Below are 22,940 nucleotides of genomic sequence, written 5' to 3'. Positions count from 1 at the left end.
ATGCCCACAAACCAGAAACGACGCGTTTTTTAGCCGAGGTCTGCCGGGATCCCTCAGAGAAGCCACTTCTGGGGGACGAAGATCCGCTCGAACTCGCGGATCGCATACCTGTCGGTCATCCCGGCTACGTAGTCGACCACTGACTGGACGTGCTGAGAGGGCTCAGAGGGCCTCTCTTCGACCGGCATGTTGTCCACGCGAGCCAGATAATGACTGACGAGTTGCTTGACCACCGCGTTCGCTTTGGGCTCCTCTGCCTTCGCTCGCTCGGAGAAGTAGACATTCTCGAAGAGAAACGCGCGCAGCTCCATCATCGCCGCCCATACCGGCTCCGACATTCGGATGTCACTCAGATCCGATGACGCGGCGATCATGTCCTTGACCATGGTGGTGATTCGCGCGCCCTGCTGCAGTCCGAGGGTCTCGAGCGGACCCGTCGGCAGTTGGGCCTCGTCGAGCACGCCTGCCCGAACGGCATCGTCGACATCGTGGTTCACGTACGCTATTCGATCGGCGATTCGAACGATGCGCCCTTCGAGCGTGCGCGGCATGTGCGAACCGGTATGCCCGACGATGCCGTCACGCACCTCGTCGGTGAGGTTGAGCCCCTTACCCTCGTACTCGAGATGCTCCACGATTCTCAGGGACTGGAGATTGTGGTGATAGCTGGCAGGCAGCGTGCGCTCTCGCGCGTTGAGCTCCGAGAGAACCTCGTTGAGCGCCTCTTCGCCGGTGTGTCCGAACGGCGTGTGCCCGAGGTCATGGCCCAGCGCGATCGCCTCGGTGAGATCCTCATTCAGGCGCAACGCACGCGCGATCGAACGCGATATCTGCGAGACCTCAAGCGTGTGCGTGAGTCGAGTGCGATAGTGGTCGCCCTCAGGCGCCAGAAATACCTGTGTCTTGTGTGAGAGCCTGCGAAACGCCTTGCAGTGGAGGATCCGGTCGCGGTCACGCTGAAAGTCGGTGCGATACGCATCCGGCTCGATGGACTTGACGCGTCCGGCGGTCTCATCGGCGAAGGTCGCATGCGGTGAGAGGCGTGCGTGCTCCTCGGACTCGATATCGGTCCTCGTGCTCACTCCCCCTGTATGCATGCGCCGGTCGCTCCTCTCCTCGCTCGCTTGAGCCTATACCACGGCAACGACAACCACGGCAGCTGCTACGCCGGCGATGCCCCCAGCTATCCAGTCAGGCCGCCATCCCATCCCCCGGGCTGCCGCGATGCCCCCCGCGGATCCGATGGCCGCGCCGGGAATCGCGGGGACGAGCAGATTGAACGCAACCGCGCCTAAAACGTCGCCGAGCGCCGTGCCTGGTTCGCGCATCGCGATGGCAAGTCCACCCACCGCAATCACCGCAAGCGCGACGCACGCACCGAGCAGCCACGGCTCCCAGAAGGGGCGCGCGTTACGAGACCGACCCTGAATGATCGGCGATCCGGGTGCCTGCCACAGTCTCGTGCCCTTCACGCGCTCCCCCTTCGGAAGCGAAAGAGCCCAGCCGCACAAGCGACCGGGCTCCTGTAAGCGCTACCGATTATCGGAAGCGGTGGCTTCTGCAGCAAGTGCTGCCTGCGCTGCCGCCAATCGAGCGAGCGGAACGCGGTACGGCGAACACGACACGTAGTCCAACCCGATCTCAAAGAAGATGTGGACTGAGTCCGGGTCGCCTCCGTGCTCTCCGCATACGCCCAGCTTGATGCTCGGCTTGGCCTGACGTCCGAGGTCACAGCCGATCTTGACCATCTTGGCCACGCCGGGGTCCACCGTCTCAAACGGATTGCGCGACAGGATCTTGCGATCCAGATACTTCGGCAGGAACTTCGACTCGATGTCATCACGCGAGAAGCCGAAGGTCGTCTGAGTCAGGTCGTTGGTACCGAAACTGAAGAAGTCGGCGATAGCGCCAATCTCATCGGCGGTGACTGCCGCACGCGGCAGCTCGATCATCGTACCGATGGGGATGTTCAGCTTCACGCCCTTGGCCGCTTCGATGCCCGCGATGACCGCCTCAGACTCAGCCCGCAGCGTCTCGAGTTCGGTGACGACGGAGACAAGGGGAATCATGATCTCAGGCTTCGGGTCGAGACCGCGGGCCATAAGCTGGGCCGTGGCCTCGGCGATCGCACGGACCTGCATCGCGTATATCTCGGGATGCATGATGCCGAGGCGGCAGCCGCGCAGACCCAGCATCGGGTTGGCCTCCGCCATCGAGTCTATCTGCGCGAGAAGACGACGCTTCGCCGCGAGATCCGCCGTCGACGCCCCGGCGAACTCCGCCTTCACGATCTCGATCTCGAGCTCGCGTGGGCTATCGAGGAACTCGTGCAGCGGCGGATCCAGAAGTCGGATCGTGACGGGGAATCCGTCCATGGCCTCGAGGATGCCGAGGTAGTCGCCGACCTGGACATCAAGCAGCTTCGCCAGCTCGGCGTCGCGGTCCTCCTGGTGATCGGCGAGGATGTAGTTCTGGATGATCATCTTGCGCTCGCCGAGGAACATGTGCTCGGTACGGCACAGGCCGATACCGCTTGCGCCGAACTTGCGGCCAAGTGCCGCGTCATCAGGGGTGTCTGCGTTGGCACGAACGCCCATCGTCCGGAACTCGTCGGCCCATGAGAGCACCTTGTCGAAGTCGCCGGTCACCTCTGGCTCAACGAGGGATACGGAACCGACCACCACTACGCCGGTGGTCCCATCGATGGAGATGATGTCGCCTTCATGCAGCTCGACATCGCCGACGCGGGCCACCTTGTTCTCGGCATCGATCTTGAGGTTGTCGACCCCGCAGACGCAGGGCTTACCCATGCCACGAGCGACGACCGCCGCATGACTGGTCTTGCCCCCATGCGACGTCAGGATTCCTTGAGCCGCGTACATACCCGACAGGTCGTCAGGGTTCGTCTCCCATCGCACCAGAACCGTCTTGCGACCGGCCTCCTTGGCCTCAACCGCATCAGCCGAGGTGAAGACGACCTCACCGACCGCTGCACCAGGGCTCGCATTGAGACCCTTGGCGAGCACTTCGTAGCTGGCCTTGGGGTCAAACTGCGGGTGCAGCAGTTGATCGAGCTGGTTGGGGTCGACGCGCAGTACAGCTTCCTTCTGGTCGATCATGCCCTCGTCGACCATGTCGATCGCAATGCGGAGCGCCGCCCGCGCGGTGCGCTTGCCGATACGGGTCTGCAGCATCCACAGCGTGCCCTGCTCGATGGTGAACTCGATATCGCACATGTCTCGGTACGACGTCTCCAGCTTTGCGAAGACCTCGTCGAGCTCGGCACCAGCAGCCTCGAGTCCCGGCACCTTCTTGAGCTCTGAGATGGGCTCGGTCAGGCGAATACCTGCGACGACATCTTCCCCTTGAGCGTTGGTCAGGAAGTCGCCGTAGTACTCCTTGGTGCCGTCCGCCGGATTCCGAGTGAAGCCGACGCCGGTCGCCGAAGTATCGCCCTTGTTGCCGAATACCATGGTCTGCACATTGACGGCCGTGCCGAGGTCGTCTGCGATCTTCTCCATCTTGCGGTACAGGACCGCGCGCTCGTTCATCCAGCTGGCGAAGACCGCTTCGATCGCGAGGCGCAGCTGCAGCGTCACATCCTGCGGGAAGATGACCCGACCGTCCGCGCCCACAAGTTGCGGGTATGCGGCTGGGTCGAGGTCACCGACGATGACCTTGAAGGTGTCCACGAGCGTCTTGAGGTCGTCGGTCGACAGGTCGGTATCGTCCTTGACGCCACGAGCGAGCTTCATCTCGTTGATGGCGTTCTCGAACTTGTCGCCGTCGATGTCCAAGACGACCTTGGAGAACATCTGGATGAAGCGGCGATAGCTGTCCCACGCGAAACGCTCATTGCCGGTCTGTCCGATGAGCCCGACGATCGAGGTGTCGTTCAACCCAAGGTTGAGCACGGTATCCATCATCCCGGGCATTGAGAACGGCGAACCCGATCGAACCGAGACGAGCAGCGGGTCGTTATCGTTTCCGAGCCGCTTGCCCATCTTGGCCTCAAGCGCCTCGATGTGCTCGGCGATCTCCTCGGCAAGACCCTCCGGGTACTGACCCTGCAGATCCTCCACGGTAATGCGCTTGGCCGCGAAGTCGTTGAGCTGCTCCACCCCGTAGTAGTCGACGCAGGCTTGGCACGTGATGGTGAACCCGGGCGGAACGGGAAGCCCCATGTTTGCCATCTCAGCGAGGTTCGCACCCTTGCCGCCGAGGATGAACTTCATTGACTTGTTGCCCTCGGTATTTCCCCCACCGAAAGCGTAGACGCGCTTGGAATCCGACAATGCCATCTCCTTCAGAACCGGGTTCACAAACTGTGCTGCATGATACCGCACGCGTGGTCTTCGTCCACGCGTGAAACAACGCTATTCGTCAGTCCTGAGTCGTCAGTTGCCCACGCAGGTATCGGATGATCTCCTGCGCGGTCTCCTCGACCGCACGGTTATCAGTCCTGACGACGAGACAGCCGACGCGACGCATGACAGCTCGTGCCTCCTCGAGGTCGGCTTCGATGTCGGGACGATCCGCGTAATGCGCAACATAGGTCCCGAGTTCGGCCATGCGCTTGGAGCGCACCTCGGCAAGCACTTCGGCACTGCTGATCAGTCCGAACACCTTGCGCGGGTCGACCTCGAAGAGCTCCTCGGGCGGCTCGGTTCCGCGAACCAGCGGGATGTTTGCGGCGTAGAACCCCTTCGAAGCGAGGTAGATGGAGAGCGGCGTCTTGCTCGTGCGCGACACGCCAACCAAAACGACGTCTGCGTCCTTGAGTCCTTCGGGGTTACGGCCGTCATCGTGCTTGATGGCGAACTCCATGGCCTCAATGCGGTCGAAGTACGCCTCATCGGGCTGACGCATGGCTCCCGAGACACCCCGAGGAACCATGTCCGCGACGTTGGACAGCAGGTCAACTGCAGGGCCTAGGATGTCGACCCCGCGCACCTTTCCAGCGGCTACGAGCGAGAGCATTTCGGCGCGAAGATCGGCCTTGCCCAACGTGAAGAAGAAGATGCAGCTGCGTCCACAATGCGAGCCGACCAGGTCGCTCAGCTCGCTTGCGCTGGACACCTTGGGCAGCCGCTCCACACGAAACGTCCCTCTTGGGAACTGCGCAACTGCCGCGCGTGCGACAGCATCCGCCGTTTCGCCAAGCGAGTCGGAGAGAATGTGGACCGTGAGCGGACCAGTCATCGTGAGCCCAGCTAACTCGAGAGGGCGCCGAAGTCGCCGAAGCGACCGAAGAGCGCCACGAAACGGTTGAGGAGTCGAAGCCGGTTTTCGCGGATCGCGTCGTCGGGATCCATGACGAGCACGGTCTCGAAGAACGCGTCGATAGGGGCCCGAAGCCCGGCGTAGCTCTCGAGAAGGGCACCATACGCACCGGCAGCAAGATACTCATCGGCCGACGCACCGGCGGCATCGAGAGCGTCCGCCAGTTGGAGCTCCTCCGCACCCATGAGTGCTCGGTCCGCATCGCCCTGAAGGTCCGGACGCGAAAGGTTGCGCGCACGGGTGAATGCGGTCGATAGATCCTCCATATCGTTGCTCGCCGCGCGAAACGCAGTGAGTGCCTCGCACCGCGCAAGCGCATCCCACGGTTCGACCGCCGCGGAAGCCAGGACCGCGGCGACGGTGTCGTATGCGTGCCCGCGGTCTCGCAAGATGTTCTCGAGTCGTGCCGCGAAGAACTCGCGGATCGCTTGTCCGACCGCATCCCGGTCGAACTCCAGCACGCCGTCGTACCCGGCCAGCGCGGCAGAGATCAGTTCATCGAGGCGAGCGTGCGTGCCTCCAAGAAGTATCTGCAGGATGCCGATGGCGCTGCGACGCAGAGCGTAGGGGTCTGCAGAGCCCGTGGGCGCCATTCCCACGGCGAAAATCCCGGCAATGGTGTCGAGCTTGTCGGCGACCGCCACGATACTGCCCGCAACCGTGGACGGCACGTCATCACCGGCGAAACGCGGACGGTAGTGCTCGACGATGGCCTGGGCTACCCCCGGCTCCTCGCCCGACGCCACGGCGTAGTAGCTTCCCATAACGCCCTGCAGGTCCGTGAACTCCACGACCGCACTCGTGACGAGGTCAGCCTTGCACAAGTGCGCGGCTCTGATAGCGAAGGACGCCTGATCGGCCGGTGCGCCCACGAGCTGCGCGATCGCCTCAGATAGGCTCCCGACTCGACGAACCTTATCTCCCAGACTGCCCAGCTTGTCCTGGAACACGATAGAGTCCAGACGTGACACGTAGGCTTCCAGCGGCCGGGCGAGATCCTCGCGGTAGAAGAACGCCGCATCGGACAGACGGGCACGGATTACGCGCTGATGGCCTGCGACGATAGCCTCCGAGCGCGCAGGGTCACCGTTGTGCGCCACGATGAAGCGGTTCGTGAGGCAGCCGTCAGCCGACTCGACCGGGAAGTAGCGCTGGTGGCTTCCCATGGCGTTCTCGAGGATCTCTCGCGGAACGTCGAGGAACGCTTCATCAAACGTCCCGACTGCGACCGTCGGCCACTCCACGAGATTCACGACCTCAGCGAACGTCTTCTCGGGAACGACAGCGTGCGCTCCGAGTTGTGCGGCTGCAGCCTCGATGCCTTCTCGCAGCAGCCCGGCACGCGCGCCGTGATCTGCGGTCACGTTGGAACCGATCAGTACCGACTCGAGGTCGGCAGCCGTCTGAACCTCGAGCGGACCGGGCGCGAGGAAGCGATGCCCAAATGTGATCCGGGCGGCCTCCAGACCGGCGAATCGCACGGGAACAACCTCGTCGCCGAAGAGCGCCAGCAACCAGCGAACCGGCCGTGAGAAGCGGGCGTCACCGCTGCCCCATCTCTGGGACTTCGGCCAGTCGATGTTCGCCGCCAAGCCGGCGAGCAGGTCGGGAAGCACGGCGGAGGCGTCCGTGCCGGTCTCCTCGACGGTTGCCCAGACGTAGGCACCGTTCGAGTCCTCGATGACCTGCAGCGACTCGACGGCAACGCCCTTGCCACGAGCGAATCCCATGGCTGCGGGGGTTGGCGAACCGTCCTCGCCGAAAGCGGCCTTTGCCGCGGGCCCCTTGTGGTTGTGCACCGCGTCAGCCTGACGTTCGGCCAGACCGCTGACCGCGACGATCAGCCGTCGCGGAGAGCCGAGAACTCGCACGGAGTCATACTCGAGTCGCGCGCCATCAAGGGCCTTGGGCACTGCAACACCAAGCTGCTCGATCGCTCCGTACAGAGGCTTGGACGGCAGCTCCTCAGTGCCGATCTCAAACACGAGGTCGCGTGTCATCACTCATCACCGCCTTCTGCGATGTCTGCCTCTTCGGCGGCATCGACGTCCTCGGGCGGAAGTACGAGCTGCAGATACGCGGCACAGCACGCTTTCGCGAGCGCTCGCACTCGCAGGATGTAGCCCTGACGCTCCGTGACGCTGATGGCGCCACGAGCATCGAGAAGGTTGAACGCGTGGGAGCACTTGAGTACGTAGTCGTACGCCGGGAGCACGTACCCTGCCTCAAGCGTACGCTGGCATTCGGTCTCAAACGTCGTGAACAGCCCGAGCAACATGTCGACGTCGGCCACCTCGAAGTTGTACGCCGAGTACTGCTGTTCGTTTCTCAGGAACACGTCGCCGTAGGTGAAGGTGTGGCCGTCGGGCCCGACACTCCATATGAGGTCGTAGACGCTGTCGACTCCCTGGATGTACATGGCGAGGCGCTCGAGCCCATAGGTGATCTCGGCAGGAACCGGTCGACACTCAAAGCCGCCCACCTGCTGGAAGTAGGTGAACTGGGTGCACTCCATCCCGTTGAGCCAGACCTCCCAGCCCAGTCCCCAGGCACCGAGGGTAGGTGACTCCCAGTCGTCCTCGACGAGACGCAAGTCGTGCTCGGCGGGATCGATTCCGATGGCACGCAGCGAGTCGAAGTAGAGGTCGAGCACGTTATCGGGGCTCGGCTTGAGGATGACCTGATACTGGTAGTAGTGCTGCAGACGGTTTGGGTTCTCACCGTAGCGGCCGTCGGTGGGACGCCGAGACGGCTGCACGTACGCGGTGCGCCACGTGTCGGGGCCCAACGCGCGCAACGTGGTCGCCGGATGGAACGTCCCGGCGCCAACTTCACTGTCGTACGGCTGCAGTACGACACATCCCTGGTCTGCCCAGTAGCGCGAGAGAGCGAGAATGATGTCTTGGAAGGTCATGCCCTGCATCGGGACCCTTTCTGGCGGGCTGCTGACGACAACGCGCGCTTGCGCGCGCGTGAGGTCGCATCAGTATAGCGAAGCGCCAGCGTCCCGTGGGTGTGCCGGATCGCTATCCCGCGGTGTCCTGTCCTGCGAAGAAGTCGAGCGCCTTGAGCCGAGCCGGCACATGGAACACGACAAACGATCGAACGAGCGCAAAGCAGTCTCGAACAGCTGCCGGCGGCATGTGCAACTCCGGGACTTCGGCCATCCGAGCGCTCAACAGAACCTGAAGCCACGCCCGTCCCTCGGGCGTGAAGGTGAGAGAAGCCGCATCCAGGTCGCCGCACTCGGTGCACAGGGCGCCGCCGTGGCTCACCGAGAATGCCGCACTCTCGCCCGTCTCCGAGGCGCACGCCGCACACGACTCAAGCTGCGGGCGATAGCCGTGCATGGCCATAGCCTTGATGAGGAACGCGACGACCAGCTCGGGCAGCGCCGTGACCGGTGCGGTCTCCATCACATCGAGGGTGGTCGTGGCCAGCGCAAACAGCCGACCCTCTTCCTGGCCCTCGACCGCGATCTTGTCGAGCAGGTCCACCACGACCGAGCCGGCCGCCGAGCGATCGAAGTCCTCGCGCATCCCCGAGTGCGACTCGACCGTTCGCGCCTCCGAGATGACCTCAAGTGAGCGTCCGGTGTGCAGGAGCAGGTCGCAAACGGCAAACGGCTCCAGGCGCGCACCGAAGCGACCGCCTGGCTTGCGCAGACCCTTCGCGACCGCACGGACCTGGCGCCCGTCATCGGCCAGCAACGTCAGGATCGTGTCGGTCTCCCCGAGCTTCGTCTTGCGCAGTACCAGTGCGCGTAGTGGATACGATGGCATCGCTATAGTGTCTCAGTCGCGACATCGCCAAGTTGGCGCGGTCTGCTGACCCATGGCTCACCGAGCAACACAGCCGCCGTGGGTCGGAACCGACCGAGCAGAAGCGTGCAGCCAACGGCCAACCCCGTCGCGATCGCGACGTTGATCGGCAGGAACCAGCCGGGCATCCCCTTCCACATCTCCACGAACGGGAAGTGCGTGACGTAGATCCCGAGCGACAACACACCCAAGTAGGCCAATGCCCGCTCGACCCGAGCGGGAAGCCGGTAGCTTGCCGCGATGATCGCAATCACCCCGCACGCGCCCACCAAGACGGGGATGACGACCAACAGAACCTGCGCCGTGGTGTTCCACGGGCCCGTCGGAATCCACGCCGCAATGCGCGCCGCTGCGATCTCGGGCGGTTCAACGAGCAGCCAAAGCGGAGCAAATGCGAGTGCGCCCACCCATCCCCACACCCTGAGACGAGGGAGTATCGATGACTCATAGCGCCGATACAGCACACCCCCGGCGACGTAGATGTATATCCACCGCAGCCAGTTGAACTGACCGAGCGAACCGAGCGCGAAGACCAACGGAATCGACGCCACGATGACCCAGGTCCTGTCGCCCCGCAGTCGAGCGACTCCCAGGATCATCAGCGCGATCCACAGCACGTACAGGTACCACATGCGGCCCTCGAGGTGCGGGTTGGTGAAGATGCGGATGAAGTAGGTCGCGACGCCTGAAGCGCTTGTGAACAGCTCAGCCTGCTTACTCGGCCCGTAGATTGCCTCCCAGACGATGTAGGGCACCAACAGTCCGAGCGTGCGGCTGCGAAAGTAACGCTCCGGTCGAAATCCACCTTCCCGGCCCAACACGTATCCGCTCAGGAAGGCGAAGAGCGGCAGCATGAAGCTGAACAGGAACGCCCGGAAGTAGACAGCCCACGTGAAGTAGACAACCCCCGAAGAAGGCGTGAACGAGTAGTACTGTCCGAGCGCGTGGTACGTGACCACGCACAGGATCGCAAACCCTTTCAGCGCGTCGATGCGCGCATCGCGTCTCGATACCGCACCGGGCATTGAGCTACATCCCGGCTGCGTCGGCCTCGGCGAGTATCTCGAGGCCGGCCGAGGTGCCCAGTCGATCCGCGCCCGCATCGAGCATAACCAGCGCCGTGGCGAGGTCGCGGATGCCTCCCGCTGCCTTGATACCGATATCGGGGCCTACCGTGGCACGCATGATTCGGACGTCAGCGGCGCTCGCGCCGCGCGGACCGAAACCCGTAGACGTCTTGACGAAGTCAGCGCCGGCCGTGACCGCGATCTCACTGCCTCGGGCAATCAAGTCGTCGCTGAGATGTCCCGTCTCCAGGATCACCTTCACAAGACAGCGCCCCTCGCCAGCGTCACGAACCGCATCGACGACCGCCCGAACGTCACGTTCCACCAGCGCGTGGTCGCCGTCGAGAAGCGCCGCGAAGTTCATCACCATGTCGACCTCGATGCAGCCCCGACGCACCAGGTCGCGCGCCTCATCGGCCTTGGCGGCCGAGGTGGAGTACCCGAGCGGAAAGCCACATACAGAGCAGACTGCCGTGCCCGAAATCGCGAGCAGCTCCGCTGCCGCATCCACCAGAAACGGCGATACGCACAGCGATGCGAACCCATGGTCGGCGTTCGCGGCGATCCACGCGTGGCCGGCGGCTGGACCCACAGTCGGCTTGAGCAGGGTCTGGTCCATTGCAGCCGCCAGCGTCGCTACGTCGATGTGGCTCACGCGCCCTCCCCATATCCGAACCGACGAATCTGTGATGCATCGCGACGCCAGTCCTTCTTGACCTTCACCTTGAGGTCGAGAAACACGCGGGATCCAAGAAGGCGCTCAAGATCGACTCGCGCGTCGGTGCCGATCGCCCGGATCATCTCTCCGCCCTTGCCGATGAGAATCCCCTTCTGAGAGTCACGTTCGACGAAGATCGTCGCGAATATCCGAGCGAGATCACGCTTGGCCTCGAACTCGAGCTCGTCGATGGACACGCCGACCGCGTGCGGTACTTCGTCGTGTGTCATGCGCAGCACCTTCTCGCGAATGAACTCCGCAATCATTGTCTCCGTTGACTGGTCGGTCGGCATGTCGCGCGGGAACCAGCGCGGCCCTTCCGGCAGGAATCGGATGACTGCCTCGGTGAAGCCGTCGAGGTTGAACCCCGAAACAGCCGAAAGTGCGACCTCATCGTCGAACGGCGCCAGCGCCCGGGCGACCGCGAGTTGGCGAGGCAACTGCTCGCCTTTTGCGATGTCAGCCTTGGTGATCACGAGCAGCTTGCGCGCCGAGGACTTCGCGACGTGAGCGGCGACCCACCGATCGCCCTCTCCCACCGGGCACGTAGCATCGATGAGCATCGCAACGACATCCACGTCCTCGAGCGCCTTGAGTGCAGAGCGGTTGAGCTCTTCGCCAAGCGCGTCGTGGGGCTTGTGCAGCCCAGGGGTGTCGACGATGACCACTTGCGCGTCATCCCGATCCAGCACGGCTCTGAGGCGATGTCGCGTCGTCTGAGGCGTATCGGATGTGATGGCAACCTTGGTACCGACCACCGCATTGGTCAGTGTCGACTTTCCCGCGTTGGGTCGGCCTACCAGCGCAACGAACCCGCTCTTGGTCACATCCGAGGTCATGCGCGAGGAGTCTGACACCTATTTGGTCTCGTCTTGATCGAGGAATCCACGTGCAAAAGCCTCAGGAAGGAGCTCTTCGAGTGTCATGACGAGCACCTCATCAGACGCCCCACCCATGATCACGCGCATATCAGGATTGAACTCGGCCAGCACCTGACGACAGCAACCGCACGGCGTAACTGGCGACTCCGAGTCACCCACCACGGCGATCGCCGTGATGTCGGTGCAGCCAGCAGACACGGCGGCAGCGATCGCGGCACGCTCGGCGCACAGTGTCGCACCGTACGCCGCGTTCTCGATGTTGACTCCCTGGAAGATGTCGCCGTTCGCGTACACGGCCGCACCAACCCGGAACATCGAGTACGGCGCGTACGCCTTCTCCTGCACTTCGCGCGCGAACGCGAGCAGCGCCAGGTCGGGCTGGGTCAGGTTACGCATCGTTGGTCCTTTCGTCGGCCTCTGCCGGCTCAACACTCAGCTGGCGTATGCGGGTTCCCTCGAGTACGTCGACGGTGAATCTCAGTCCCTCTATCACGAGCGCATCGCCGGCTTTGGGAATCCTGCCGGCGATGTCGGCGAACAACCCTCCCACCGAGTCGGCCTCCGTCTCGATGTCCGTTCCGAACACCTCATTGAGATCATCGACCGGCAACCGTGCGTCTACACGATACCGCTCATCACCGACTCGCGTCAGAAGCGGCTCCTCGCGGTCGTACTCATCGGCGATGTCTCCCACGATTTCTTCGAGCAGGTCCTCGAGCGTGACGATGCCCGCGGTACCGCCGTACTCATCGGCGACGATCGCGATGTGGGTCTTGGCCCGCATCTCTCGAAGCAGCTCCTCGACCGGCTTGGTCTCCGGCACGAAGAACGGCTCACGAGCGAGCGGCAGAATCGGCTGCTCGCTGTCGCCGAATCCACACACGCCGAGAAGATCCTTCGCGTAGAGAACGCCGCGTACGTCATCGATGGACCCGTGAAACACAGGTAGGCGGGAGAAACCGGTCTCTCCGACGACTCGGATGGCATCCGCGTGAGTCGCGGTATCGGGAAGCGCCGCTACGTCGGTCCGAGGCACCATGACCTCCCGGGCGATCTTCTCGGCGAAGTCGGAGACCGCTTCGAGCAAGGCTTCCTCGGCTTCTTCGCGCTCGGTCGTGTCGTCATCGTCGACGTGCCGGTACTCCCCGGATGTCGCCCACGGGGACGGCATCTGCTCGCCACCCGCGACGTGGACAAGCCACGACCATGGAGCGCCGAGCAGACGTGCGAGCGGATATAGAAGCGCAGTGGCGGCGGCCGAGACTGCCGCGGACTCCAGCCCGATCCGTTCGGGATTCGCGACGGCGAGTGCACGCGGCAGGGCACCGAACAGCGTGAACACCACCAGCACCATGGCGAGCGCAGCCAGCCCTTCGGCGAGCAGGCCGGGGAAATCCGGCAGCACAGACCCGATATACACGCCGAGAATCGCGGCTCCGGCGCTGGCGACACCGTGAGCGAGGGCGGACGCGGCCCGCACGCGGTGCGGCCGAATCGACATCTGCTCGAGTGCAACGGCTCCCGGCGCCTCCGCCTCGACGAGCCGATGGACACGACCGGTCGGCAGCACCATGACTGCCGTCTCGGTCGCCGAGAGCAGGGCCGACACCGCGCTCATGAGGGCTGTGAGGATGGCTACGACGTAGAGCACGATCTCTCCGATGTCATGTGGCGAACGCCACGGTCGGTCTCACGTGAAGAATAGCTGAAACACGGCCGTCGACAGCAGCAGCCCGAGAAACGCGCCGACGATGACCTGCGGAATCGTGTGGGCCTCGGATTCGACCCGGCTTTGTGCAACGAGACCCGCGATGAACAGCGCAAGGACGAACGCCGATGCGCTGCCGGTTATGAAGCCCAAGGCGGTGGCGGCAGCGACCGCAAGAGCGGTGTGCCCACTCGGCCAACCTCCGCGCATGAACGTTCCCTCTCGCGACGCCGCCTTGAGGACGAGCACGGCCAGACCAACCAGCCCGAGCGCGATCACGGTGAGGCTCGACGGACCCACGCGGACCCAGTTCATTCCCTGCTGCACGAGCATGCGTACCGGGTCAAACAACACCAGATAGGCGACGACAACCGCGTTGAGAGACGCGACGAAGACCGCACCCGCCGCAACATCCTTGGCGGTCTTGGCGAGCGGATCGAGTCGCTCGGTGGCGAGGTCGACGGTGGCCTCGATCGCGGTGTTCACCAGCTCAGTGACCAGCACCATGGTGACCGCGAAGAAGATGGCGACAAGGCTCAGTCCACCGATGCGAAGAACAAGGCACGCCGCCAGCACGGCAGTTGCGGCGACGACGTGCAGGCGCATGTTGCGCTGCGTCCGCAACGCGTAAACGATGCCCTCGATCGCGTAGTTGAAGCTCCACAGCAGCGATCGGCTGCGTACCATGAATCGGCCTTCAGCTCGCCGCTGACCAGGCCAGTAGCAGCGCTCGCTCTCGCTCCTGCATGACCTCGGCGTCGCCGTCATCTTCATGGTCGTAGCCCAAGAGATGCAGCACACCGTGGACGAGGAGCAGGTTGAGCTCCTCCTCGACCGTGTGCCCGTACTCCGCGGCCTGATTCTCGGCGACCTCGGGCGCGATGATCACGTCGCCCAGAACGATAGGCTCGTCCGGCTCGAAGACGGCGCATAGGTCGTCGCACGGGAACGAGAGCACATCCGTGGGTCCCTGCTTGCCGCGATGAGCCGTATTGAGCTCCGTCATCTCAGCAAGGTCAACGAGTGCGATCGATAGCTCGATGAGTTGAGGTGCATCCTCGCGCTCGAGCACGAAGGCGGAAAGACGCTCGAACGCGCTGACGTCCAGCGGCTCAGGCTCCCGATGGCTGGTGATTCTGATCTGCACCGATGACCCCCGTCCCCCCGTGATCCGCCTTGGGATATTCTACGCGACCGTGATACATGCTCACGAGCATGCGCGAGTACGTCTTGATGATGCGCTCAAGATCGCTGGGACGCAGCCCCGCCTCGTCGAGCTGCCCGTCCGCGACCTTGTCATCGACGATGGCTCGCACCGTAGACTCGACCTGCTCGGGAACGGGCACCTTGATGGCGCGCACCGCCGCCTCGCATGAGTCCGCAAGCATGACGAGCGCGGCCTCGCGCGACTGCGGCTTCTCGCCCTGGTAGCGGAAGTCGGCCTCGTAGACGGCTGCGTCAGTGGCTGCCGCCTTGTGATAGAAGTAGCTCACGAGCGCCGTCCCGTGGTGCTGGCGGATGATCGCCTGGATGCGCTCAGGGAGCCGATACTCCTTGCCAAGCGCCATTCCATCACGTACATGAGCCGTGATGATGAGCGCCGAGAGGCTCGGCTTGGCCTCGTCGTGCGGATTCTCACAATTGGACTGGTTCTCAAAGAAGTAGATGGGCCGCCGTATCTTCCCAACATCGTGGAAGTACGCACCGACCCGGGCGATGAGCGCATCAGCGCCGATCTCCTCGGCGCCGGCCTCGGCCAGATTGGCCGCAGCGACCGAGTGGGCGTAGGTGCCGGGTGCGCGGCTCATGAGCTCGCGCATCAGTGGATGCTCCGGGCTTGCAGCACGCATCAGCTTGATGTCCTCTGCCAGACCGAGTCCATCGCGGATGAAGGGGATCAGCACCAGAGCGGAGACCGTAGCCGTCGCCGCACCGACCGCACCCCACATCGCCGAGACGAGCGCGTCGTCAAGCGACGTACCGTCGAGCATGTCACCGAGAAGCGCCGCTCCCCCGCCGATGAGCACGATTCCCACGGCACTCATCGCGAGCAACCCGAAGATGAGCGCTTTGCCCTTGAAGACTTGCGTCTTGAGGCGAGCGGGAACCAGGCCCAGCGCCCGAGACGTGATCTCGTTGTAGCGGTTCACCGTCCGCATTTAGGACTTCCCGGCTTCGGCGCCGGCGAGCCTCTCTTCATGCTCGCTGTAGGCCGTGACAATGCGCTGAACGAGCTTGTGGCGCACGACATCCTTGCCGGTCAGGTCGCAGAACTCGATGTCGGTGACTCCGTGCAGGATGTCGCGGACCTGGCGCAACCCGGACGCGCCCTTGGGCAGGTCGATCTGCGTGACATCGCCGGTAATCACGAACCGCGAACCGAAGCCCAAACGCGTAAGCACCATCTTCATCTGTTCCGGACTGGTGTTCTGCGCTTCGTCGAGGATGACGAACGAGTCATTGAGTGTGCGCCCCCTCATGTACGCCAGCGGCGCGATTTCAATGGTGCCTCGATCGAGCAAGGACGCCGACTTCTCCGCATCCATCATGTCGTAGAGCGCGTCGTAGAGCGGTCGCAGGTAGGGATCGACCTTCTCGGTCAGGGTGCCCGGGAGGAAACCGAGCGACTCGCCGGCCTCGACGGCCGGACGCGTGAGGATAATGCGACCGACCTCTTTGCGCTTGAGCGCCTCGACCGCCATGGCCATCGCCAGGTAGGTCTTGCCGGTGCCGGCGGGACCGATACCAAACGTCACCGTGTTGGCGCGAATCGCGTCCACATACCGTTTCTGACCTGCGGTTTTTGGGCGAATGGCGCGTCCCTTGTGCGTGAGTATGACGTCGCCATGAAGGGCGGTAGGGCTCACGTCGCTGTGACGCATCAGCTCAATGGAGCGCTCTAGCGAGTCGGGCGTGAGATGCTCACCGCGCTCGACGAGCTGAATCATCTCGGCGAACAGCGATGAGACGGTTTGCGAGTCGTGCCCGCCGCCCGAAATGGTGATTTGATTGCCGCGAACGGCGATGTCGGACTCGAACTGGTCCTCGATGAGTCGCAGGAGCCCGTCGCCTTGACCGAGCAGCCTCGTCATGTCGACTTCAGGCGGGACGACGAGGCGGATCTGGGTGGATTCCACGATGGTCGGTTGCACCTCGGTTCATGAACGGCATCAGAGGCGCCCGTGAGCGCGTATTCAGACCACTGCAAACAGTCTACCACCGTGCACGGCGCAGGACTCCGTACGGATTCGCGTCAGAACGCGATCATCTCAGGCGAGAGAATCACGCTGATCTCATCGCCGACTGCGACGCCTGGGGCAGGCACCTGAAGGCGCAGGTACTCTCGGGTTGTGCCCACTGCAGTGGCGCCATCCGTGCGCTCGACGAGCACTTCGACGGAGTGGCCCATGAGCGACTCCGCATGCCGCGCGCGCAGGCCCTCACCTACGGCTCGCAGCTCCGCAGCGCGGCGTGACCTAACTGTCGGCTCAACCTGCACCATCGACGCAGCAGGAGTACCCGCACGAGCGCTGTAGGGGAAGACGTGGAGCTTCGAGAAGCCGATCCGCTCCACGAACTCGATGGTGCACGCATGGTCCGCTTCGGTCTCACCTGGCAAGCCGGCGATGAGGTCGGTGGTCACAGCCAATCCGGGAAGACGCCGTCGGGCCGATTCGATCCGCTCACGGTAGACACCGGAATCGTACGAGCGGCCCATCGCGGCTAGAACGAGATCGCTCCCGCTCTGGAGCGGCACGTGGAGATGCGAACACACCGCGTCTGTTGCCGCGAGCACGTCGAGGACCTCGTCGGAGAGATCCGGTGGCTCGATGGATGAGATCCGGACACGTGAGATGCCCGTCCGTGCCACGGCCGCCACGACCTGTGCAAGGTGTGCGCCGGATGTCGCGTCGTCATAACGCCCGATGTTGATCCCCGTGAGCACGATCTCGCGTGTGCCCGATTCGACCATACTCGTCGCCTGGCGGAGTATCTCATCGAGCGCCACGGCGCGCGGCACGCCCCGGGCGTACGGCACGATGCAGTACGCGCAGAAGTTGTCGCAACCGTCCTCGATCTTGATCATCGAACGCGTGCGAAACGCGGTTCGCTGGGCGGTGTCCCGTGCGGCTGCGTCCGTCGCAAAGGTGCGGCCGGGAGGCACGGTGGTACGGATGCGCTGTGCTACCCGTGACTTGTCCGGCTCGACGACGACGCGCTCGCCAAGTGCCGAGAGACTCGACGCGTCCACCGAAGCGAGGCATCCGGTCACTACCACGACAGGCCCGCCGGCGGCCCGAAGCGCTTGGCGCACGGCCTTGCGCGCCTTGGAGTCGGCTTCGCCCGTCACGGTGCACGTGTTGACCACGACCACGTCCGCTTCATCCGGCTCAACGAGGACGCACCCGTCTTCAAGGAGTGCTGCGGCAAGACCCTCGCTCTCGACCCGGTTCACCTTGCACCCGAGCGTACGAATCGAGACCGCGATTCCGCCCTGGGGACCGTTCACCTCACGTTTCCGAGTCCGCCGAGCTCGTGCGTGACGATCGCCACCGCAACCGTTGCTGCAGTCGCCACACGGAGCACGGTGGGTCCGAGCGTGAAGATCCGCGCACCACCCGCAACGAGTCTGTCGACCTCCTCGGCGGCGAAGCCCCCCTCCGGTCCGACAACGACGCACACCCTGGCGTCAGCGGGTAGCGAATCGAACGAGGCCAGGGCCTCTCGGGCACCCTGCGCCGTGGATCCGGCGTCTTCCCACGCCACGAGAACGGCGTCGTACCCGGCGAACAGGTCGCCGGCGCCGCCAAGGCTCAGTGGGTCGAGGACCGTCGGAATCGTGGTGCGCTTGGACTGCTTCGCTGCCGCCAGCGCGATGCGCCGCCAGCGTTCACCCCGGTCGGCACGCTTCTCAGCGTCGTACTTGACGACACTTCGAGCTGTGAGAACCGGAACGACCACCTCAACACCCAGCTCACAGACGGCTTCGACGATCTCGTCGTTCTTGGATCCCTTGGACACCCCGAAGACGAGCGTGACCCGCGGCGTGCGCACTTCGGGGTCCGGCTGGGCCTCGCCGACCACCACGCCCAGGACCTCGCCGCCCAACGCCGAGTCAACGCGCACTCGCAGCACGCTACCCGCTGGATCGACAACGTCGATCTCCTCGCCAACCCGCACGCGCAAGACGTCGACGGCATGATGCCTGTCGGACTCTGAGAGTGGTATGCGAACGACGCCACCGTCGGAGACGGCGGGGACCGCTTCGATGAGGAAGAATCGGTGTCTCGACATCGTTGCCTACCCGTGCAGCCAGTCCTTGAGCTTCTGAACCGGGCTCTTGTACTCGGCCGTCTGCTCTCCCGACTCCTTCGCGAACTCCTCGAGAAGCTCGCGCTGACGCTTCGTGAGTTTGCGCGGGATCTCCACCCCTATGTGTACAAACAGGTCACCGCGGTCTGAACGATTGAGTCGCGGCATGCCGAGACCCTTCACACGAACCACGTCGGCGTTCTGGGATCCGGCGGGCACCTTGACGGTGTTTTCCTCGAGAATCCCATGAACCGCGAGATCGACCCCGAGCGCTGCCTGGGCGATGGTGACCGAAGCACGACAATGCAGATCATCGCCATCACGGTGCAGATACTCGTCCTCGGCGACTCGCACTCCGATAAGCAGGTCGCCTGCTGCAGCGCCGCGGATACCCGCCTCGCCCATCCCGCGCAGGCGAATCTGCTGTCCATCCCGAATGCCGGCGGGCACGTTGACCATCACGTGCTGGCGATCGGGCACGCGGCCCGAACCCTGGCACTCCTCACACGGATTCTCGACGACGTGTCCGGTCGCGCCGCAACGCTCGCAGGGAACGACCGTCTGCATGGTGCCCAGGAACGTCTTTCGCTGCTCACGTCGCTGGCCCATACCACCGCAGTCCGGACAGGTGGTGACACCACTGTCATCAGCCGAACCACTGCCGCCACACACATCGCATGAGGCAAGCCGATCGAGCACGACTTCCTTCTCGACCCCTGTGGCCGCCTCGACGAGGGTGACGACTATCTGCATGGCCATGTCGCGGCCCTCAAGTCGCGTGGTGCCGCCTCTGACGCCACCGAAGAAGGCGCTGAACAGATCTTCCATGTTCAGCCCGCCGCCACCGAACAGGTCGCCGAAGTCCGCGTACTGGTATCCACCCGGACCGCCACCGGCCGGCCCACCTACGCGACCGAAACGGTCGTACTGCTCCCGTTTGCCGGTATCGGAGAGCACGTCGTAGGCCTCATTGACCTCTTTGAACCGATCCTCGGCATCGGGCGCACTGTTGACGTCGGGGTGGAGCTCCCGGGCCTTGCGGCGAAACGCCTTCTTGATCTCCTCAGGGGTGGCCGTCTTCTCCACGCCGAGAAGCTCGTAGTAGTTCTGAGTACCTGCTGGCACGCGAAGTCCTTTCGGTGGATCGATACTGTCTAGCCGAGTGCGTCGGTCAGGTCGTCTGAAACCGCGCGCACCGCGCTCATGGCCTGTTGGTAGTTCATTCTGGTCGGGCCGATGACCCCGACGACACCATCGGCGTCTCCCGCTCCGTAGTTCATGGCAACAATCGACACCTGTCCGAGCTCGGCTCTGCGGTTCTCGTGGCCGATACGAACGGTGATCTCGCGCGTCCCAAGGGCGTCTGAGAGCGCCTCAAGGACCGCTATCCCGTCCTCGAGGAACTCGATGAGCGGGCGGGCACGATCCGCGTCGTGAAACTCGGGCTGCGCCAGCAGGGCGGGCACTCCAACGTGGAAGAAGCGGTCGCGATCGGCCTCATCCAACGCGTCGAGAATCTCGTCGATCACGAGGGTAACGAGCCCGTCATGCCCCGTACTCCCTACCGAGATAGCGTCGCGCAGCGTTCGGATGTCTGCGGCGTGCTTGCCGTCGAGCGCAGCGTTCATGGCGCGCTCGATCTCTGCAAGCCGCTCGGGGGCCGTGTTCTCGGCGAGCTCGATGGTTCGGTTCACGACCTGGCCCGAGGCGGTGATGAGCACGAACACCGCCCTGCGTGCCGAAAGCGCAAGTAGGTCGATGCGGCGCAGCCGAGCGAGCGACACGCTCGGCGCCGAGACGACCGCGAGGCAGTTGGTGAGTTGCGTCAGCGCGACGCTCGTCTCGCGCATGAGATCGTCGACTTCAGACGCGTTCGCGAAGCGCGCTGCCGAACGGGGGTCTTCGTTGCGAGCGGGGCCGCCGCGCTCGATCAAGTCGTCAACGAAGCTGCGGTAACCGGTGTCGGTGGGCATGCGCCCTGCCGAGACGTGCGGTTGCCGAACGAAGCCCGTCTCCTCAAGGATCGAGAGCTCGTTGCGCACGGTCGCGGGCGAACACCCCAACTCGTATCGAGCGACCAGCGTCTTGCTGCCGACGGGTGTGGCGCTCGCTATGTACTCCTCGACGAGCGCCGAAAGCACCCGTCGTCTGCGGTCGTTGAGCACGCTGCTCCCTTGCGAAACTACTCAGAACCCACTGATTGGCAGTCAAGTATAGCGAGTGCCAGCGACACGCGCGACGCGGGAGATGTCACTCGCCAGCAAGCCACACACGGGAGAAGACCTGATTGCCGAGCAGCCAGCCGCGTTGCGTCGTACGCCAGTGAGGGCCCGGGCGGGAGCTGTCATCGTTAACGAGCTCGACGAGTCCGTCGTCGGCCAACGCAGTGAGCACCCCGGCCAGGCCAGCCGCCTCGACCTGCTCGGCGGGAACGCCTCTGACCAGGCGCAGACCGAGCATCACGTCTTCGCGGGCAACCTGTGCCGCGGTCAGGGTCTCCACCGAGTCTCCTTGGCCAACAAGCCATTCCTCGGTGTTGTTCGCGTTGGCGTATCGAACTCGGGCCACGTCCGTCGCGCCGAAGTCCAGAAGACCCACCGTGCGCGCCGTCTCCACGTCGAGCATGCCGTGAGCTGCCGGGCCGATGCCTGCATACGTCCTGCCAGTCCAGTACGCCAGGTTGTGCCTCGATCGGTGCTCATCATCCTCGGCGTAGTTCGCAACCTCGTAGCGAGACAGACCCAGATAGCCCAGTGCCGACTCAGCCATGACCATCATCTCGGCTGCCATGTCTGGATCCGGCTCGTCGAGCAGGCCGGTATCGATCGCGACGGCAAGCGGAGTCCCCTCCTCAACGGAGAGCGGATAGATCGACGCATGGCCGGCGCCCGTCTGGAGAGCGCGTGCAAGGGATTCCGACCATGACGTGACGCTCTGCCCCGGCACGCCGCAGATGAGGTCCACAGACAGATCAAGCCCCGCATCCTGCACCGCTCGGCACGCGTCCCACGCAGCCTGCGTGTCGTGGCGCCTGCCGAGCACCCGAAGCACGCTGTCGTCAAACGATTGGGCCCCGACGCTGATTCTGGTCACACCTGCAGCCGCGAACACCCCGACCGATTCAGCGTCAAGCGAGTCCGGGTTGGCTTCAACGGTGATCTCCGCCCCTGATCGAACGCTGATGTGCTCGCGCATGTACGCAAGAACGCGCGTGACCTGCTCGGGATAGCGCGACGGCGTGCCGCCACCGAAATAGACCGTGTCGACCACCCCGTCAAGGCTCGCCAACGACCAGCGACGAAGCTGCGAGCGGATGCCGCTGAACACGCCCCGGACGACGTCCTCGGACGGTCTGGCAACACTGGCGAAATCGCAGTATGAGCACTTCGAGGCGCAGAACGGGATGTGGATGTAGAAGTGCGCGGGTAGCGTGGGGCCATCGATATCGCTATACAGTGGGTCGGTCACGATCGCGCCCCGTCACTCATCGAAGGAACGCGCGGGTCGATCTGAGGGCATGCGCGCCGCAGAAACGCCTCGTACTCATCGAGCATTGCGTCGAGCTCGGCGACACTGCCGCATTCGAATCCCCGCGCCCGGGCGTACGTTGCGCCGGGCATGTCAACCAGGTACCAGGCAACGTGCTTTCGCATCCGATTGAATGCTCCCTCACCGCCGAAAGCCACGAGCGCATGCCCGTGCTCCCGTGCCACAGCGATGCGTTCGAACGGCGTCGGCCGGGCCACAGGTTCATGCCCTGCCAGCAGCGACGCGGCCTCGCGGAAGATCCACGGGTTGCCCTGCGCACCGCGGGCGACCATGACGCCGTCGGCGCCAGTGTCTTCCATCATGGCCACAACATCCTCGGCCGTCAGCACGTCGCCGCTGCCGATGACCGGCACCGGCACCGCCTGCTTGACCGCCGAGATGACCGACCAGTCAGCGCGACCCCGGTAGAACTGCCCGCGAGTGCGACCGTGCACGGCGACCGCCGACACACCGGCGTCCACAAGCGCCTGCGCGAACTCGACCGCATTGATGCTGTCCGAGTCCCACCCCGAGCGGAACTTGGCGGTGACCGGGATGTCTCCGACAGCTCCAACGACCGAGCGCACGATCTCGGCTGCAAGCGGTGGGTCTTTCATGAGC

Annotated in this window: 21 protein-coding genes and 1 pseudogene (1 of these 22 only partly in view); all 22 read right to left on the bottom strand. The window is 64.2% G+C overall.

The window, feature by feature from the left end:
- Positions 1-53 precede the first annotated feature (53 nt).
- Positions 54-1,097: a deoxyguanosinetriphosphate triphosphohydrolase gene (locus HGB10_00135; GenBank protein NTU70227.1), complete on the bottom strand. Its 1,044-nt coding sequence runs from the start codon at positions 1,095-1,097 to the stop codon at positions 54-56.
- A 33-nt stretch (positions 1,098-1,130) separates the two neighbouring features.
- Positions 1,131-1,472: a hypothetical protein gene (locus HGB10_00130; protein ID NTU70226.1), complete on the bottom strand. Its 342-nt coding sequence runs from the start codon at positions 1,470-1,472 to the stop codon at positions 1,131-1,133.
- Positions 1,473-1,532: 60 nt separating this feature from the next.
- Complete coding sequence (locus HGB10_00125) at positions 1,533-4,301, bottom strand: pyruvate, phosphate dikinase (GenBank protein ID NTU70225.1); 2,769 nt, start codon at positions 4,299-4,301, stop codon at positions 1,533-1,535.
- Between the two features lie 82 nt (positions 4,302-4,383).
- Entirely contained in the window at positions 4,384-5,202 is an 819-nt protein-coding gene (locus HGB10_00120; protein ID NTU70224.1) for a kinase/pyrophosphorylase, read from the bottom strand.
- Between the two features lie 11 nt (positions 5,203-5,213).
- Complete coding sequence (locus tag HGB10_00115; GenBank protein ID NTU70223.1) at positions 5,214-7,283, bottom strand: glycine--tRNA ligase subunit beta; 2,070 nt, start codon at positions 7,281-7,283, stop codon at positions 5,214-5,216.
- Positions 7,283-8,206: a glycine--tRNA ligase subunit alpha gene (locus HGB10_00110; protein NTU70222.1), complete on the bottom strand. Its 924-nt coding sequence runs from the start codon at positions 8,204-8,206 to the stop codon at positions 7,283-7,285. The genes HGB10_00115 and HGB10_00110 overlap by 1 nt, the downstream gene beginning before the upstream one ends.
- Positions 8,207-8,309: 103 nt before the next feature.
- On the bottom strand, positions 8,310-9,065 hold the full coding sequence (recO, locus tag HGB10_00105; protein ID NTU70221.1) for a DNA repair protein RecO: 756 nt from the start codon (positions 9,063-9,065) through the stop codon (positions 8,310-8,312).
- A gap of 2 nt (positions 9,066-9,067) precedes the next feature.
- Positions 9,068-10,129, bottom strand: coding sequence for an acyltransferase (locus HGB10_00100; GenBank protein NTU70220.1), 1,062 nt, complete (start codon positions 10,127-10,129; stop codon positions 9,068-9,070).
- Between the two features lie 4 nt (positions 10,130-10,133).
- Positions 10,134-10,790, bottom strand: a complete 657-nt coding sequence (deoC, locus tag HGB10_00095) for a deoxyribose-phosphate aldolase (protein NTU70219.1) — start codon at positions 10,788-10,790, stop codon at positions 10,134-10,136.
- A gap of 32 nt (positions 10,791-10,822) precedes the next feature.
- Positions 10,823-11,728 (bottom strand): GTPase Era, encoded by a 906-nt coding sequence (locus HGB10_00090; GenBank protein ID NTU70218.1) that lies wholly within the window; start codon positions 11,726-11,728, stop codon positions 10,823-10,825.
- Between the two features lie 18 nt (positions 11,729-11,746).
- Positions 11,747-12,166, bottom strand: coding sequence for a cytidine deaminase (gene cdd, locus HGB10_00085; GenBank protein NTU70217.1), 420 nt, complete (start codon positions 12,164-12,166; stop codon positions 11,747-11,749).
- The gene (locus tag HGB10_00080; GenBank protein ID NTU70216.1) at positions 12,159-13,421 is read right to left on the bottom strand and encodes an HlyC/CorC family transporter; all 1,263 of its coding nucleotides are present in this window, start codon (positions 13,419-13,421) and stop codon (positions 12,159-12,161) included. Before HGB10_00080 ends, cdd begins: the two co-directional genes overlap by 8 nt.
- Positions 13,422-13,460: 39 nt before the next feature.
- Positions 13,461-14,165 carry a phosphatase PAP2 family protein gene (locus HGB10_00075; GenBank protein NTU70215.1) on the bottom strand — a complete coding sequence of 235 codons (705 nt, stop codon included), beginning with the start codon at positions 14,163-14,165 and terminating at the stop codon, positions 13,461-13,463.
- A 10-nt stretch (positions 14,166-14,175) separates the two neighbouring features.
- Positions 14,176-14,625 carry an rRNA maturation RNase YbeY gene (ybeY, locus tag HGB10_00070; protein ID NTU70214.1) on the bottom strand — a complete coding sequence of 150 codons (450 nt, stop codon included), beginning with the start codon at positions 14,623-14,625 and terminating at the stop codon, positions 14,176-14,178.
- Positions 14,591-15,637, bottom strand: a complete 1,047-nt coding sequence (locus HGB10_00065) for an HDIG domain-containing protein (protein ID NTU70213.1) — start codon at positions 15,635-15,637, stop codon at positions 14,591-14,593. Before HGB10_00065 ends, ybeY begins: the two co-directional genes overlap by 35 nt.
- Positions 15,638-16,570 carry a PhoH family protein gene (locus HGB10_00060; protein ID NTU70212.1) on the bottom strand — a complete coding sequence of 311 codons (933 nt, stop codon included), beginning with the start codon at positions 16,568-16,570 and terminating at the stop codon, positions 15,638-15,640.
- A gap of 161 nt (positions 16,571-16,731) precedes the next feature.
- Positions 16,732-17,988: a tRNA (N(6)-L-threonylcarbamoyladenosine(37)-C(2))-methylthiotransferase MtaB gene (mtaB, locus tag HGB10_00055; protein ID NTU70211.1), complete on the bottom strand. Its 1,257-nt coding sequence runs from the start codon at positions 17,986-17,988 to the stop codon at positions 16,732-16,734.
- Positions 17,985-18,773, bottom strand: a complete 789-nt coding sequence (locus HGB10_00050; protein ID NTU70210.1) for a 16S rRNA (uracil(1498)-N(3))-methyltransferase — start codon at positions 18,771-18,773, stop codon at positions 17,985-17,987. Before HGB10_00050 ends, mtaB begins: the two co-directional genes overlap by 4 nt.
- A 6-nt stretch (positions 18,774-18,779) precedes the next feature.
- A complete protein-coding gene (gene dnaJ / locus HGB10_00045; GenBank protein ID NTU70209.1) occupies positions 18,780-19,916 on the bottom strand; it encodes a molecular chaperone DnaJ in 1,137 nt (378 codons plus the stop codon).
- A gap of 29 nt (positions 19,917-19,945) precedes the next feature.
- Positions 19,946-20,956, bottom strand: a complete 1,011-nt coding sequence (gene hrcA / locus HGB10_00040; protein ID NTU70208.1) for a heat-inducible transcription repressor HrcA — start codon at positions 20,954-20,956, stop codon at positions 19,946-19,948.
- Between the two features lie 85 nt (positions 20,957-21,041).
- Positions 21,042-22,259: a radical SAM family heme chaperone HemW gene (hemW, locus tag HGB10_00035; protein NTU70207.1), complete on the bottom strand. Its 1,218-nt coding sequence runs from the start codon at positions 22,257-22,259 to the stop codon at positions 21,042-21,044.
- A pseudogene (gene dusB / locus HGB10_00030) lies at positions 22,256-22,940 on the bottom strand (tRNA dihydrouridine synthase DusB); it runs 355 nt beyond the window's last position. Before dusB ends, hemW begins: the two are co-directional and overlap by 4 nt.

The organism is Coriobacteriia bacterium (assembly GCA_013334745.1).
GTDB lineage: Bacteria > Actinomycetota > Coriobacteriia > Anaerosomatales > JAAXUF01 > JAAXWY01.
This window is presented reverse-complemented; position numbering and strand designations above follow the sequence as displayed.

Bases quoted from the DNA above. Each gene is read 5' to 3' on its own strand.
- recO (NTU70221.1), bottom strand. From the start codon at position 9,065: ATGCCATCGTATCCACTACGCGCACTGGTACTGCGCAAGACGAAGCTC.
- HGB10_00110 (NTU70222.1), bottom strand. From the start codon at position 8,206: ATGCAGGGCATGACCTTCCAAGACATCATTCTCGCTCTCTCGCGCTAC.
- HGB10_00060 (NTU70212.1), bottom strand. From the start codon at position 16,570: ATGACGAGGCTGCTCGGTCAAGGCGACGGGCTCCTGCGACTCATCGAG.
- HGB10_00050 (NTU70210.1), bottom strand. From the start codon at position 18,773: ATGTCGAGACACCGATTCTTCCTCATCGAAGCGGTCCCCGCCGTCTCC.
- deoC (NTU70219.1), bottom strand. From the start codon at position 10,790: ATGGACCAGACCCTGCTCAAGCCGACTGTGGGTCCAGCCGCCGGCCAC.
- HGB10_00115 (NTU70223.1), bottom strand. From the start codon at position 7,283: ATGACACGCGACCTCGTGTTTGAGATCGGCACTGAGGAGCTGCCGTCC.
- HGB10_00120 (NTU70224.1), bottom strand. From the start codon at position 5,202: ATGACTGGTCCGCTCACGGTCCACATTCTCTCCGACTCGCTTGGCGAA.
- HGB10_00100 (NTU70220.1), bottom strand. From the start codon at position 10,129: ATGCCCGGTGCGGTATCGAGACGCGATGCGCGCATCGACGCGCTGAAA.
- HGB10_00135 (NTU70227.1), bottom strand. From the start codon at position 1,097: ATGCATACAGGGGGAGTGAGCACGAGGACCGATATCGAGTCCGAGGAG.
- cdd (NTU70217.1), bottom strand. From the start codon at position 12,166: ATGCGTAACCTGACCCAGCCCGACCTGGCGCTGCTCGCGTTCGCGCGC.
- HGB10_00075 (NTU70215.1), bottom strand. From the start codon at position 14,165: ATGGTACGCAGCCGATCGCTGCTGTGGAGCTTCAACTACGCGATCGAG.
- HGB10_00125 (NTU70225.1), bottom strand. From the start codon at position 4,301: ATGGCATTGTCGGATTCCAAGCGCGTCTACGCTTTCGGTGGGGGAAAT.
- HGB10_00065 (NTU70213.1), bottom strand. From the start codon at position 15,637: ATGCGGACGGTGAACCGCTACAACGAGATCACGTCTCGGGCGCTGGGC.
- HGB10_00090 (NTU70218.1), bottom strand. From the start codon at position 11,728: ATGACCTCGGATGTGACCAAGAGCGGGTTCGTTGCGCTGGTAGGCCGA.